Source organism: Rhizobium sp. RAF56, from assembly GCF_052113965.1.
Taxonomy (GTDB): domain Bacteria; phylum Pseudomonadota; class Alphaproteobacteria; order Rhizobiales; family Rhizobiaceae; genus Rhizobium.
This window is the reverse complement of the sequence record NZ_JBFRDU010000068.1, coordinates 1-12711: the sequence shown is the minus strand read 5'-3', so window position 1 is coordinate 12711 and position 12711 is coordinate 1. Positions and strand designations below refer to the sequence as shown.

At 57.5% G+C, this 12711-nt stretch carries 13 protein-coding genes and 2 pseudogenes; 7 read left to right on the top strand and 8 right to left on the bottom strand.

Annotation, left to right across the window (positions count from 1 at the left end):
* Positions 1-202 precede the first annotated feature (202 nt).
* The 5 genes from istB to AB4048_RS27770 all read right to left on the bottom strand — a co-directional run bounded on the left by istB (position 203) and on the right by AB4048_RS27770 (position 3572).
* Positions 203-1015 carry an IS21-like element helper ATPase IstB gene (gene istB / locus AB4048_RS27790; RefSeq protein WP_056314638.1) on the bottom strand — a complete coding sequence of 271 codons (813 nt, stop codon included), beginning with the start codon at positions 1013-1015 and terminating at the stop codon, positions 203-205.
* On the bottom strand, positions 1005-2531 hold the full coding sequence (gene istA / locus AB4048_RS27785; protein WP_156386915.1) for an IS21 family transposase: 1527 nt from the start codon (positions 2529-2531) through the stop codon (positions 1005-1007). Before istA ends, istB begins: the two co-directional genes overlap by 11 nt.
* 89 nt (positions 2532-2620) lie before the next feature.
* Entirely contained in the window at positions 2621-2794 is a 174-nt protein-coding gene (locus tag AB4048_RS27780; RefSeq protein WP_442205193.1) for a hypothetical protein, read from the bottom strand.
* Positions 2795-2909: 115 nt separating this feature from the next.
* Positions 2910-3206 (bottom strand): DUF3175 domain-containing protein, encoded by a 297-nt coding sequence (locus AB4048_RS27775; protein WP_442205192.1) that lies wholly within the window; start codon positions 3204-3206, stop codon positions 2910-2912.
* 51 nt (positions 3207-3257) lie between these two features.
* On the bottom strand, positions 3258-3572 hold the full coding sequence (locus tag AB4048_RS27770) for a plasmid stabilization protein (protein ID WP_442205191.1): 315 nt from the start codon (positions 3570-3572) through the stop codon (positions 3258-3260).
* Positions 3573-3786: 214 nt separating this feature from the next.
* On the opposite strand from AB4048_RS27770, the gene AB4048_RS27765 reads away from it, so the two are divergent.
* From AB4048_RS27765 to AB4048_RS27755, 3 genes and pseudogenes are all read left to right on the top strand, one after another.
* Positions 3787-4956 (top strand): zinc-dependent alcohol dehydrogenase, encoded by a 1170-nt coding sequence (locus AB4048_RS27765; protein ID WP_442205190.1) that lies wholly within the window; start codon positions 3787-3789, stop codon positions 4954-4956.
* A gap of 12 nt (positions 4957-4968) precedes the next feature.
* Entirely contained in the window at positions 4969-5766 is a 798-nt protein-coding gene (locus AB4048_RS27760; RefSeq protein WP_442205189.1) for an SDR family NAD(P)-dependent oxidoreductase, read from the top strand.
* A 140-nt stretch (positions 5767-5906) separates the two neighbouring features.
* Positions 5907-6598 (top strand): annotated as a pseudogene (locus tag AB4048_RS27755) (SDR family oxidoreductase).
* A gap of 1227 nt (positions 6599-7825) precedes the next feature.
* Here AB4048_RS27755 and AB4048_RS27750 read toward each other — a convergent pair.
* Entirely contained in the window at positions 7826-8074 is a 249-nt protein-coding gene (locus tag AB4048_RS27750; RefSeq protein WP_442205188.1) for a DUF982 domain-containing protein, read from the bottom strand.
* Between the two features lie 935 nt (positions 8075-9009).
* Here AB4048_RS27750 and AB4048_RS27745 point away from each other — a divergent pair.
* Positions 9010-9249 carry a DUF6894 family protein gene (locus tag AB4048_RS27745; RefSeq protein ID WP_442205187.1) on the top strand — a complete coding sequence of 80 codons (240 nt, stop codon included), beginning with the start codon at positions 9010-9012 and terminating at the stop codon, positions 9247-9249.
* Here the strand turns inward: AB4048_RS27745 and AB4048_RS27740 are convergent.
* The gene (locus AB4048_RS27740; RefSeq protein WP_442205186.1) at positions 9233-9982 is read right to left on the bottom strand and encodes a Crp/Fnr family transcriptional regulator; all 750 of its coding nucleotides are present in this window, start codon (positions 9980-9982) and stop codon (positions 9233-9235) included. The two genes, AB4048_RS27745 and AB4048_RS27740, sit on opposite strands and share 17 nt — an antisense overlap.
* 598 nt (positions 9983-10580) lie before the next feature.
* On the opposite strand from AB4048_RS27740, the gene AB4048_RS27735 reads away from it, so the two are divergent.
* Entirely contained in the window at positions 10581-10793 is a 213-nt protein-coding gene (locus tag AB4048_RS27735; protein WP_442205185.1) for a hypothetical protein, read from the top strand.
* 320 nt (positions 10794-11113) lie between these two features.
* On the opposite strand, the gene AB4048_RS27730 is transcribed toward AB4048_RS27735, so the two are convergent.
* On the bottom strand, positions 11114-11428 hold the full coding sequence (locus tag AB4048_RS27730) for a histidine kinase dimerization/phosphoacceptor domain -containing protein (RefSeq protein ID WP_442205184.1): 315 nt from the start codon (positions 11426-11428) through the stop codon (positions 11114-11116).
* Between the two features lie 414 nt (positions 11429-11842).
* On the opposite strand from AB4048_RS27730, the gene AB4048_RS27725 reads away from it, so the two are divergent.
* Positions 11843-12247, top strand: a complete 405-nt coding sequence (locus AB4048_RS27725) for a DUF2231 domain-containing protein (protein ID WP_442205183.1) — start codon at positions 11843-11845, stop codon at positions 12245-12247.
* Positions 12244-12711: pseudogene (locus AB4048_RS27720) on the top strand (PQQ-dependent sugar dehydrogenase); the annotation flags it as partial. The gene AB4048_RS27725 and the pseudogene AB4048_RS27720, both read left to right, overlap by 4 nt.

Genomic DNA, 12711 nt, shown 5'->3' with positions numbered 1-12711 from the left:
CGACAATATTGTCGACGCCCAACGGGTCTTGGCAGTGCTGGGCAAGCGTCTTGAACGGTTTGGGCTAACGCTTCATCCCGACAAGACGCGGCTCATCGACTTTCGCCCGAGAAAGACGGAGCGAACACGGCATCCAGAAACGGATGCCTGTTGATTTCCACTGAGAGCTGACCCGGCGTTTCCACCGAGAATTGACCCGCTTTTAGGTATCGTTCGTGTGGGTCGTGGTGGTCAAGTTCCTACGTTTCTCCTTTGTCATTTGGGGTTCATGCGCCGAGCTGTTCTTGAAGCGGAAGCTGTCATTTCCGGTTTCGAGGATGTGGCAATGATGGGTGAGCCGGTCGAGCAGAGCGGTGGTCATCTTGGCGTCGCCGAAGACGCTGGCCCATTCGCTGAAGCTCAGGTTGGTGGTGATGATGACGCTGGTCCGCTCGTAGAGCTTGCTCAGGAGATGGAAGAGCAGTGCACCACCTGATGCGCTGAATGGCAGATAACCAAGCTCATCGAGGATGACGACATCGGAATGGACGAGGCGATTGGCGATCTGTCCCGCACGACCTTGTGCCTTCTCCTGTTCCAAGGCGTTGACCAGCTCGACAGTCGAGAAGAACCGGACGCGCTTGTGGTGATGCTCAATGGCCTGAACGCCGATTGCTGTGGCAACATGCGTCTTGCCCGTGCCGGGGCCGCCGACCAGGACGATGTTGTTAGCCTCGTCGAGGAAGTCGCAGCGATGAAGCTGTTGCACGAGCGCTTCGTTGATCTCGCTGCTTGCGAAGTCGAAGCCATTTAGATCGCGGTAAGCAGGGAAGCGTGCGGTTTTAAGCTGGTAGGCGGTCGATCGCACCTCTCGTTCCGCGGTCTCCGCCTTGAGAAGCTGCGACAGGATCGGAATGGCAGCCTCGAACGCCGGCGATCCCTGTTCAGTCAGCTCGCCGACGGCCTGTGCCATGCCGTGCATCTTCAGTTGCCGCAACATGATGACGATCGCGCCGCTTGCTGGATTATGACGCATGGCGAGCCTCCGTCTTTCTCAGCGCATCGTAGCGTTCGACATTGGCCTTGGGCTCGTTGATGAGCGTCAGGGCTTGCGGCGCGTCGACGGTGGGTGGCGTGAAGGATTTGCCATCGACAAGGCGATGCAGCAGATTCAGCACATGCGTCTTGGTCGGAACACCGGACTTCAGCGCCATGTCGACTGCCGACAGGACAGTTTGCTCATCGTGCTGAAGGACAAGCGCCAGGATATCAACCATCTCGCGGTCGCCGCCCGGCTTCTTGAGCAGGTACTGCTGCAAGGTCCGGAAAGCGTCGGGTAGCTCGACGAATGGAGCACCATTGCGAAGAGCACCGGGCTTGCGTTGCACGACCGCCAGATAATGCCGCCAGTCGTAGATGGTTTGTCCCGGCCGGTCATGAGAGCGATCGATAACACGGCGATGCTCGCAAACGATCTGGCCTTCCGCGGCGACCACGACACGATCCGGGTAGACCCGCAGGCTCACCGGTCGATTGGCAAAGGATGCCGGAACGCTGTAGCGATTGCGCTCCAGATGCACGAGGCAGGTTGGTGTGACCCGTTTCGTATATTCGACAAACCCATCGAACGGCCTGGAAACGGGCATGAGAGCGGGTGCCTCTTCGGCCCAGATGTCGGCAATGGTGCCCCGTATCTGACCATGCGGCGTCTTGGCCCAGAATTCCTTGCATCGCAACTCAAGCCAATCGTTCAGGGCTTCCAGCGAAGGAAAACGTGGGAGCGGTTGAAAGAAGCGGTGACGCGCATCCTGCACGTTCTTCTCGACCTGTCCTTTCTCCCAACCGGACGCGGGATTGCAGAACTCGGGCTCGAACACATAGTGGCTGGCCATCGCCATGAAGCGCACGTTGACGTCGCGCTCCTTGCCACGGCCGACCTTGTCGATCGCCGTGCGCATATTGTCGTAGATACCGCGACCAGGAATGCCACCGAAGACGCGGAATGCATGGTTATGGGCATCGAACAGCATCTCGTGCGTTTGCAGGAGATAGGCTCGGACGATGAAAGCCCTGGAATAGCTCAGCTTCATATGCGCCACCTGCAGTTTGGTGCGCTCATTGCCGATAATCGCCCAGTCCTCCGACCAGTCGAATTGGAAGGCTTCACCTGGCTCGAATGCCAAGGGGACAAACGTGCCACGGCCGGTCGTCTGCAGTTCCCTTTGTCGATCATCACGCCATTCCCGTGCAAATGCCGCCACGCGATTGTAGGAACCCTCGTAACCAAGGCTCACCAGATCAGCGTGCAACTGCTTCATCGTCCGCTTCTGCTTGCGGGTCTTTTTGGTCTCCGTCTTGAGCCAGGCCGATAAGCGATCCGCAAACGGATCGAGTTTGCTCGGCCTCTCCGGAACCTTGAACTTCGGTTCCACGCCGTTCAGGCGCAGGTATTTGCGGATGGTATTCCGGGACAAGCCGGTTCTGCGGCAAATCTCCCGGATCGATAGATGCTCTCGAAAATGCCAGCGCCGGATCACGCTTAGTAACGCCATGTCGATCACTCCAGAGCCCCCGCTGAAAACATGCGAGGGACGGTTGAAACATGGGTCAATTCTCAATGGAAATATCTGGCTGCGCCGGGTCAGCTCTCAGTGGAAATCAACAATTTGCCCTCGCGCATCTTCGCGTCGACGGGATTGACGCTTGCAGCAAAGACCTTGATGAGGACTTCGTCGACGGCAGGCGTTGGCCGATCGATTTCCTCGATTGCCATGACTTCTGGACCGCCGAAGCGATGGATACGGACGGCTTGCATGATCGGTTTCCTTTGAGAGCTCTAAACCACACGGCCGAGGCAATGCTGTCATTCATCTTTCGGCTCGGATCGCTTAGCGGTGACCGGCTTGTTGGCTGCTATGCCGCCCGGATGATTAGCGTTTCGGCTCCTTGCTGAAGTCCTTGCGCAACTCGTCCTTAGCCCTGTCGAGCGTCGCCAACCTCGACTTCGACAGCTGCTTGCCGGCGCGATTGATATAGAAATTCAGCATCGACATGGCGGACTGGAAAGGACTGGCCCTGCGGCGATCGCTATGTTCGGCTGAGGTCTTCAGCGAGTCGGCGATCTTCTTGGCGCTGGGCTGCTTGAAGACGCCGCCTTTCAAATCCATCGCATCGCTCTTATCGGTCACATCCTGCGACCATTTCTGTTTGGATTTCTTCTTCGGCATGAGCGTTCCTCCATAGAAGAAACGGCGCCACTGTCGTGACGCCGTGTCCAATCAATGATGCGCGTGGTGCTCGTTGCGCTTGCGAGTGGCTGCAGCCTTCTTGGCTGAGGCCGAGCGTTCTTCCTTGGTGCGCGACGCGGCAGCTGCGCCGCCCTTGCGTCCGCCCTTTTCGGAGGAGATGTGGTTTTCGGCGTGGCCGCGGCCGGAGCCTGATTTCTTGCCACCGCCGCTTTCCTTGTTGACGGTGGCCCAGGCACGGCGTTCGGCTTCCTTATCGGAGACGCCGCGATCTTCGTAGCCTTCCTCGATATGCTCGGCCTTGCGTTTCTGCTTGTCGGTATATGCGGATTTGTCGCCCTGTGGCATGGAACATCTCCTCTTGCTTGGATGAAGCAAGGAAAACGACGTCTCGCCGCCAATGTTCCTCGACCGGGCGCCCCAGTCGTCAGCCGCTGTTGGAAATGGTCAGTTGCGTGCGGTTCCGTACAAGACCGGTCCCCAAGGAACAACGTCTCCAACCTGTCGTTTGCAGGCAGGACAACCGCCCCCGCGTTGCCGCGGACGAGTTTTGGAGGATCCGATGAAAGCACTCACCTGGCACGGCAAGCACGACATCCGGTGCGAGAGCGTTCCCGATCCGCAAATCCAGGAAGGCCGCGACGCGATCATCAAGGTGACAGCCTGTGCCATCTGCGGGTCGGACCTTCATCTTTACAACGGCATCATGCCGGATATGCACAGCGGCGATATCATGGGCCATGAGACCATGGGCGAGGTCGTCGAAGTCGGCAAGAATAATAAGAAGCTCAAGGTTGGCGACCGCGTTGTCGTGCCCTTCACGATCTCCTGCGGTGAGTGTTTCTTCTGTACACGCGGTTTCTTCTCAGGCTGCGAGCGCAGCAATCGCGATCCCGCAAAGGTCAGGAAGCTTTGGGGCAACTCGCCCGCCGGCCTCTTCGGTTATACCCACCTTCTTGGCGGCTACAGCGGTGGGCAGGCGGAATATCTGCGCGTGCCTTTCGCTGATGTCGGACCGATGAAGGTTCCTAGTGGGCTGACGGACGAACAAGTCTTGTTCCTCTCCGACATTTTTCCGACAGGATACATGGCCGCCGATTTCTGCAACATCCAGCCGGGCGACACCATCGCCATCTGGGGCTGTGGTCCCGTTGGCCAGATGGCCATCAAGTCGGCATTCATCCTGGGAGCAGAGCGTGTCATCGCTATCGATACCGTTCCGGAGCGACTGGCGCTCGCCGAAAAGTCGGGAGCCATCACACTCGATTATCTCGACGAAGATATCTACGACAGGATCATGGAGCTGACCAACGGCCGCGGTGCGGATGCCTGCATCGACGCCGTCGGCACCGAGTCAGACCCATCAGCAAGCTGGGACGCCCGCATAGACCGCATCAAGGTCGCGACCTTCATGGGCACGGATCGGCCCCACGTTCTTCGCCAGGCTATTCACTGCTGCCGTAACTTCGGCACGGTGTCGATTGTCGGCGTGTACGGCGGCTTCCTGGATAAGATCCCGATGGGGTCGGCGATCAATCGCGGCCTCACCTTTAAGATGGCCCAGACGCCGGTTCAGCACTACCTGCCGATCCTGATGGAGCGCATTCAGAACGGCGAGATCGATCCGTCCTTCATTATCACCCATACGGGCGGCCTCGAAGACGGGCCTGATCTCTACAAGACCTTTCTCGAGAAGAAGGACGGCTGCGTCAAGGTCGTCCTCAAACCATAAGGAGAATAAAACATGGCGATCGAAACTGGCAAAGGCCTAGCCGTCGTCACGGGCGCCTCGACGGGTATCGGATATGAACTGGCCAAATGTGCTGCCCAGGACGGCTATGATCTGATCATCGCAGCTGACGAACCCCGCATCAATCAGGCCGCAGCCAGCCTGAAGGAATTTGGCACCTCGGTGGATGCGATCGAAGCCGATCTGTCTACCGAGGAGGGTGTTGACTGCCTTCTCGAAAGTATCGAGGCATCTGGTCGCTCCGTCGATCTGTTGATGGCCAATGCGGGACGCGGGCTGGGAAAGGCTTTCCTCGACCAGAGCTTTGCCGAGGCCCGCAAGGTCGTCGACACCAACATTGTCGGCACCATCTATCTCCTACAGCAGATCGGCAATTTGATGCGCAGCCGCGGCCAGGGCCGGATCCTGCTGACGGGTTCGATTGCCGGCTTCATGCCGGGTTCGTTTCAGGCGGTCTACAACGGCACCAAAGCTTTCATTAACAGCTTCTCTTTCGCCCTCCGCGAGGAGCTCAAGGATAGCGGTGTCACGGTGAGCTGCCTGATGCCGGGCGCCACCGAGACCGAATTCTTCAAGCGCGCCGATCTGATGGACACCGCTATCGGTCAGGCTAAGAAGGACGATCCGGCCGACGTCGCAAGGATCGGCTATGACGCGATGATAGATGGCGAAGGCGATGTCGTCAGCGGCTGGAAAAACAAGCTGCAGGCTGCAGTCGCCAATGTCACGCCGGCGAGCGTGCTGGCGCATCAACATGCCAAGATGGCCGCGCCGGGCTCGGGCAACAACTGAGGCAGGAGCCGGAGCATGGCCCACCTTTTACATTTCATCTCAGTCGCCGCTCCGTGCTTGCGGCTGCGAGCGCAACGCTTGCCGCCTCGACATTCCCATTTATCGTTCGGGCGGCAACCAGCTCCAAGGAGGCAGTCACTATGGAAAATCCCACGTCGAAGTATCCGAAGCCTCCATTCGAAAAGCAGTCCCAAGTGGCAATCAACTATCTTCCCGACGAAGAGCCCGATGCGAAAGAAGTCATTGCCCTGATCGAGAAGGAGGGCCGCACGGGTATCGCCTTGCCAGGCGACCTCCACGACGAAGCCTTTTGCGAAAAGCTTGTCGCGAACGTGGTAGCGGCCCTTGGGGGTCTCGATATCCTAGTCAACAATGCCGGCCGCCAACAGCAGGCGGCGTCGTTATCCGACATTACCACCGAAGCCTTCGACGCGACGATGAAGACCAACGTCTACGCAATGTTCTGGCTGACCAAGGCAGCACTCAAGCATTTGAAACCTGGGTCGGCGATCATCCAGACCACCTCAGAACAAGCTTACGACCCGTCGGAGAACCTGGTCGATTACGCCATCACCAAGGAAGCGGCGATGAACTTCACCAAGTCGATGGCCAAGCAACTTGGCCAAAGCGGGATCCGGGTCAATGGTGTTGCGCCCGCTCCGATCTGGACACCGCTGCAGGTCAGTGGCGGTGCGACGATGGAAAAACTTCAGAAGTTCGGCGGCGATACGCCGCTTGGGCGGCCCGGCCAGCCGGCAGACTCGCCTCGATCTACGTAACGGCTGCTCTGCCGGCGGACTGCGTGAATTGGCGGCTACGATCCTCGCAATGATGGCTGGTGGTATCCGGCCGCAATTTCACAAACCGGAGTTGTTGTGTGAAGTGCGATATGGCGACCCCGCACTGCGCAGCGCGTTCACCGTGCCCGCGGTCCAGAAACAGCTGTCACGTTGCCTGGTGCAGAGACAGATTTCGTACGTTTCGGGTGTCTGACATACCTTCCAGCCCTATAGCGGGCCTCGGCGACAGTGAGTTTCTCCCTATATGGGTGATTGGCAAAAGACCCGGCCGGCGGAGCGGGGCCAGTTCAAATCAAGAGGTGGCTCGCAATGGTAGACACTCGGCGCTGGCTGGGGCTTGTGGGGTGCGCGCCCATAGATCCACGACTTGGTGAAGCCGCACTACTGTTCGCCGTCGCATGGCCAGATTCGTAGCTTGATTTGTGGCCGGGGTCGTTCGACCCACTCTTTGTAACTGTGCTTGAAGCGGCAGTGGAAGAACTGGTGTCCTTGCCGCCCGAAGCGTTGGTGCCGGCCTTGCTCCCCGTGTTACTTTGAGCAACGCACTGTGGAAATGGATAAGGCCAACAGCGAGGCCGACAAAATCTTGAGCAACGTGGTTTTTACCCCCGGTTGGGAAACGAGAAAAACCAGGAGACCGGAGACCTGTTCCAGAAAACCACGCGAAAAAGGCCCCGCCGAAGGCAGGGCCAGTTGGGGAATAATACCAAGAGCGGGCGGGTCGCAGAAGCACTTTCCAGGCACAGTCGGTTGGGACCACGTTGCTAGAAACGCCTTGCGACCCAGACATATCAACGCGCTTGTGGCGGATTTGTTCAGATCGGCGTTTCGCCAAGTTTGGCTGTTGGCGAGCCTGGCGCTAAACCAGTCAAATGGGCACAGGCCATTCGTCGAGAAACTCTAGAACCTCGTCAAGACCGGTGATTTCTTGAATAAAAAATTTCCGCTTCGCAGAGATCGGGCGGTCAAAAGGCCGACGTCAGTCTACCTCCTTGGCTCTGGCTCGGTGAATCACGGGCGTCTACTACCGACAAAACTGCCTTGGTTCTGACCGGGGTTAAACCTTTAATGGCAGTTCCCCCCATCTAGAGGAGAAGAGCAAAGGGCTGAGTGGAGACATGAGGCTATAGTATCCGCCACCCTGCTACCGCTTCTATATCCCAAGCCTGTGCCGTCGACGATTCTCCGTCCATCGCCGTGATGCTACGCACTGTTTGGGAAGACCCGCAACCTTTCGAGTGGAGTTGATTTCCGCGAGCTTATGCTTTTATCTCGAAATAAAGACCTGCCTCGATTGCTGCAAGGATGAAAGCGGAGCGGGCAAGCTCCTCTGTAGATTCCCCGCGTTCGGCTCTTCCACACGCATCAAAAGCGGAAAAATATGCCGCGCCTTCCCACCGAGGCCAGTCGGAAAACAACATGTTAATCGCATCACGGGCAGAGTTGACGTGCCTTATATGGCCGTCGCGGTAGATGAGAACAGTTTTTCCCCAAGGTGAGATTTGCACTGCGAATGCCCCCTTCGCCCGCCTGTTTGCCCGCCGCGTGAACGCGCGAGGCTGTAGACGACGTTCGCTAACGTGTCGTTCCAGACCAAAGTTCCGCTGGAAGTCCGATTCCTACACAAACGAAAACATGGGCGCGAGCAAACCCGGAGGCTGCCAACACATGAGAAGATTGCTAACCGATTGTGCGAAATCAAACAGAAAGCCAAATGGTTGGAGAATTTGATTTAAGGGTCGTGTCCCGCCCCCCGATGGCTTAGAAGCCACGGGAGGGGATTTCTGTAGGGGTTCATACAAGAGGTGGTACCCTATAATCGATAAATGGACGAAAAAGCGATTGAAACCAGTCCTCGATCTGAGAAACTCTGAAGCGATCTCGACGCTGTAAGCTCGACGTGAATACCTACGGAAGCTGCAATGTCATCGACGGTCAGCAAGATCAGGTCGCACAAATGTACGGTCAGCGTCTCAACCGGCTATCGCGGGACTTCGCGGAGGAACTTACCCTGCTGCTCAATCATGAAGAGGCTCGACTGGCAGCGTTTCCCAAGTCACCGCCTTAAATGCAACGAATGATCTGCATCAGCTTCCGACGCTCTCTGATCCCGCATTCGAACCATGAAACAAGTTCACGTGCGGCTTCTTTGGCGGGTTCACTCTCAACCTCGCAGTTGCGTTCAGCACACCAAGCCGAGAGTGCCTCGTAAAGCATCTCGATATCCTCTGGCTGTAGGGCTGGTTTGGTAATGCCGCTATGTCGATGAAGCATTTCATCCTCCCACATGATCTGGGGTGCTGATTTTAGCCAATCGAAGTAGGTTAGAAATGCTCTGTCCGAATTCGCACAGACCAGAAATAACGGTCGCGCGGCCGCCTCCCTGCGCTTTTCTCAACCCGCCTCCTGGGGCATAATGTCTTCGAGACTGACGGAGCCATCGTTGTCACGCTATTATTTCAATGTCGTCGCGGGCTCGGAAACGATTGTCGACTTTGAAGGCACTGAACTTGGCGACCTTCGTGCGGCAAAACTGGACGCGATTTCTGATGCCCGCTGGCTAATGAGCCAGGCGGTTCTGAAGGGTCACGACATCTCGGACAATAGGATCGAAATATCTGATACTGATGGCAACGTCCTGGCGGTGATTGCGTTTCGCGACACTATCACGCGCTTCGAATAGCCGGCCTCGCGCCGGGCTTGATGGCAACACCGATCAGGCGTTCATATTCCGCCTCGGGCAGTCCATAGCAACCCCCCGCTATCTCCTCGAGCTTTTCGCGATTGAGTATTTTGACATTGCCGCGGGTCGCCTTGATGGCATGGATGCCTTCGAGGATATGCAACTCATTGGTGACGCCGGAACGCCTGACGCCCAGCATCAAGGCCAAAAACTCGTGGGTGAGGGGAAGATCGACGCGGTCGATGCGGTCATGGCACATCAAGAGCCAGCGGGCGAGCCGCTCCTGCATGCTGTAGCGCCCGTTCGCCAAGGCGGAATGGGCGAGTTGGACATCGGCAGAATGGACGTATCGCAGCAACAAATCTCTTGTCGGCTTATGCTCGTCAATTGTCTGAAGGAAATGGTCGACGGGAACGGAAATGCCAGTGCCGCCGACTTGCATGAATGTTCGGTGAGGCGTCCGATCAGTCATTAACAGCACATGATACCCCCCAAGGCCTTCGCGGCCAATGTGACCTACTTCGACCGCCTCGTCATCGGAACTCGTTGCCACCATTGAGGCAAGCCCGCTCTCGAGGAAATAGACGTGGCTGTTCGGTGTGTTGCTTTCGGCAAGCACGTGCCTCACGGGAAGATCGACGATTTCCATCGCGGGACGAAGGAGATCAAATACATAAGGGTCTATGGCATCCAGGAGACGATTTTCGACGGTCGATTGGGTAAACGACGACATTGGCTTTTCCAACCGGGTTGGAGCCCGGCCTCATACCAAACGACGGATCGAGGTATTGCTAGTTTATGCGGCAAAGCTTCCAAGCTTGCTAGAACGGACGACCGTTTTGTACGGTTCTGACATTCCGTTTACCGATCTTCTCGAAGCGTGTTTGAATTGCGAACCCAGAAAGTGGTTCAGTGAGTTCGACGATGGCATCGACGATGCGAGAGCGGTCATGTCGCATGCGAAAGCGACGTTGATTATGCGCCCGTCTGCAGAGAACCACCATGCGCGCTTAATCCGGCATTTCAAAGCTTTCATTGAGATTTTCCGTACTTCGAGGCCAGCTTGCGACAGTAGACCTGTAGCTCGCTCGCGCCGACTGCACCATGGGAGATGCTCAGGAGCCGTTTGCTAACAATCGGCGCAGCTCGCTGCCTCCGCGTTCCAATTTGCAATCAGTGACGGCGCCCCCTTGCCCCTTAACGCCGAAATTGCCGTTTCTCGGCGAAGTCCGGTCGTGGTTACCAAAGCGGTGTGGGCGCCCCGACAGATACTTCCGGAAGTCGGAACATAACGAGCGCTTGCCTGTTATGTCGATGGAAGGAGAACACATATGGGAATGACATCACCGAAAGACGGTGCCCCTGGCACGACAGATCAGTCCCCGCGTTGGGAAGGTCCGCAAGAAAGTCGGCCCCGTGGCTACCTCCCTGCAAAGGACGATCCGGATAAGGTCCGCGACGCTAACGGGGAAACCGAGAGCGAACCAAAAAAGACCAAAGTTACTGATGCATTGAAGCAGCGAGGCGACAATAACCAAGGCTGAAGCTAAGGGCTCAGTTCGCGGCCAGTAATAGCCGACGCGAATCTACCAGGTGCACAGCGTCAGGCCGACTGGTCACTGAATCGGAAAAGGCGACGGGTCAACTGGACCGCGCGAAGGCACAAGTCGATACAGATCCCGCTGCCGTGGGATCGGCATTGCAAGACAGTTCGTTGTGAGGACGGCGATCAATTAATTAAGAGCAGATTGGTTGCACCTCGGTCGTACTCCACGCGTGTGAGGCGGCAAAACCTCTCTATGCTGGAATGGGTTTCGAGGCAGCGAGCGAAATGCGCCTGAGTTCATGGTGCGGTCGGCGTCGATCAGGCATGAAGTGCCATCGAACACGACCACATGCTGATCAGATGTTTGCGCAATACGCCGGCACAGGCCTTTGAGGAACTCGGCGAGATCGATTGATTCGAGATGAGGTTACGCCACAGATGATCGTGCATCGCTGCGATCGTTGCAACTAGGGTCTCGGCGTCCGTCACGGCCCGCTTTACGTCGGCAATATCGGTTCCTCTCGCTTGCAACGCGAGCCTTCCGGTCACCAGCATCAGGCTGTTCTTCACCCGGTGGCTCATATCCCGCACCATGCTGCTGATGTTCTTCGGCCCGATGCCGTTCAGTGTCATCGCGCATGATCTTGAGATAGCCGAGTTTGTCGTGGCGTGCCTTGAGCGGCATGGTCAGGCCGCTGCCCCCAGAAACGGGATCCGTCCTTTCGCACGTGGAAGCGCTAGTTTTCGGCGCGCCCGTCTTAGTTCGGATGACGAAGCGGTCGAGGTCGGACATGTCAGGCCATCGCTGCCGCGACCGATGCCAGCCCGCTTTCGATAGGCGATAAAGAGGGTTGCTCGAATAATGTGAGCTAGATGAAGCGCTGTTCCTTAGATGCGTACCTGCCTGCTTGGGGCACAAGCTTCAATAGATACCTCGTTCCTCGCCGGCGGCTCGGGGAATAGAGAACACGTCCCGGCCGGAACCCAACGCTCGTTCGACGAGTTAAGGGAAGGCCGCGCCAAACGTGTCATTCAAAAGGGCCGCCAATGTCCTACCGCTCGCTTCCGTTACATCTTTCTGCCGCCTGTTTCATTGGAGTGTTTGCCACGGACCTGACTTATTCGCGAACAGCGGAGATGATGTGGACGAACTTTTCAGCATGGCTTCTCACCGCGGGCCTGCTTCTAGGAGTGCTGGCGGCCGTTGGTTGCATCATCGACCTCGCTTCGCGAAGGTTGGAACTCGCAGGCGTCGTCTGGCTATACCTCGCGTTGCTGCTCGCGGTATTCGTTCTGGCGCTTTTCAACGCTTTCATTCACAGCCGCGACGCCTGGACATCGGTCGTGCCGACCGGCCTAACGCTGTCGGCCATCACCTTTGTCGTCATTCTCGTGGCTGGAGTCTTTGGAGCGACGGTCAATCGTCAATATCTGCGGAGGTCGGCCCGATGAACAGGTTTTCCCTATCCGCGATCACCATCGTCGCAGTTGCCGGAGCCGCCGTCGGTCTAATGGCCTTCGGTACGAGTGACCCCAATCCGAAGGACGTTATCGGGCCTAATCCGAAGCTTCCTCCTCAGTCCCAGTACCTGCTGCCACCGATGCATCTCGCGAAAGTGGTCGGCTGGGAAGACAAGGAAACGCCCGTCGTTCCCGCCGGCCTGAGGGTTCAGGCGCTCGCCACCGGGCTGAAGCATCCCCGTTCGGTCTATGTGCTGCCGAACGGCGACGTCCTTGCCGTCCAATCCGTCGCTCCACCCGCGGCCGCGATCAAGCGACCCAAGGATCTCATCATGGGATGGATGGAATCGCTGACGACATCCGGAGGCTCTGGCAATGAAGACAGCAACAAAATAACCCTTCTTCGCGACGCCGACGGTGATGGCGTCGCGGAGGTGCAGGAGACCTTCCTCGAA

Bases quoted from the DNA above. Each gene is read 5' to 3' on its own strand.
- AB4048_RS27735 (WP_442205185.1), top strand. From the start codon at position 10,581: ATGGGAATGACATCACCGAAAGACGGTGCCCCTGGCACGACAGATCAG.
- AB4048_RS27775 (WP_442205192.1), bottom strand. From the start codon at position 3,206: ATGCCGAAGAAGAAATCCAAACAGAAATGGTCGCAGGATGTGACCGAT.
- AB4048_RS27780 (WP_442205193.1), bottom strand. From the start codon at position 2,794: ATGCAAGCCGTCCGTATCCATCGCTTCGGCGGTCCAGAAGTCATGGCA.
- AB4048_RS27765 (WP_442205190.1), top strand. From the start codon at position 3,787: ATGAAAGCACTCACCTGGCACGGCAAGCACGACATCCGGTGCGAGAGC.
- AB4048_RS27740 (WP_442205186.1), bottom strand. From the start codon at position 9,982: ATGTCGTCGTTTACCCAATCGACCGTCGAAAATCGTCTCCTGGATGCC.
- istB (WP_056314638.1), bottom strand. From the start codon at position 1,015: ATGCGTCATAATCCAGCAAGCGGCGCGATCGTCATCATGTTGCGGCAA.
- AB4048_RS27730 (WP_442205184.1), bottom strand. From the start codon at position 11,428: ATGACACTGAACGGCATCGGGCCGAAGAACATCAGCAGCATGGTGCGG.
- AB4048_RS27725 (WP_442205183.1), top strand. From the start codon at position 11,843: ATGTCCTACCGCTCGCTTCCGTTACATCTTTCTGCCGCCTGTTTCATT.
- AB4048_RS27770 (WP_442205191.1), bottom strand. From the start codon at position 3,572: ATGCCACAGGGCGACAAATCCGCATATACCGACAAGCAGAAACGCAAG.
- istA (WP_156386915.1), bottom strand. From the start codon at position 2,531: ATGGCGTTACTAAGCGTGATCCGGCGCTGGCATTTTCGAGAGCATCTA.
- AB4048_RS27760 (WP_442205189.1), top strand. From the start codon at position 4,969: ATGGCGATCGAAACTGGCAAAGGCCTAGCCGTCGTCACGGGCGCCTCG.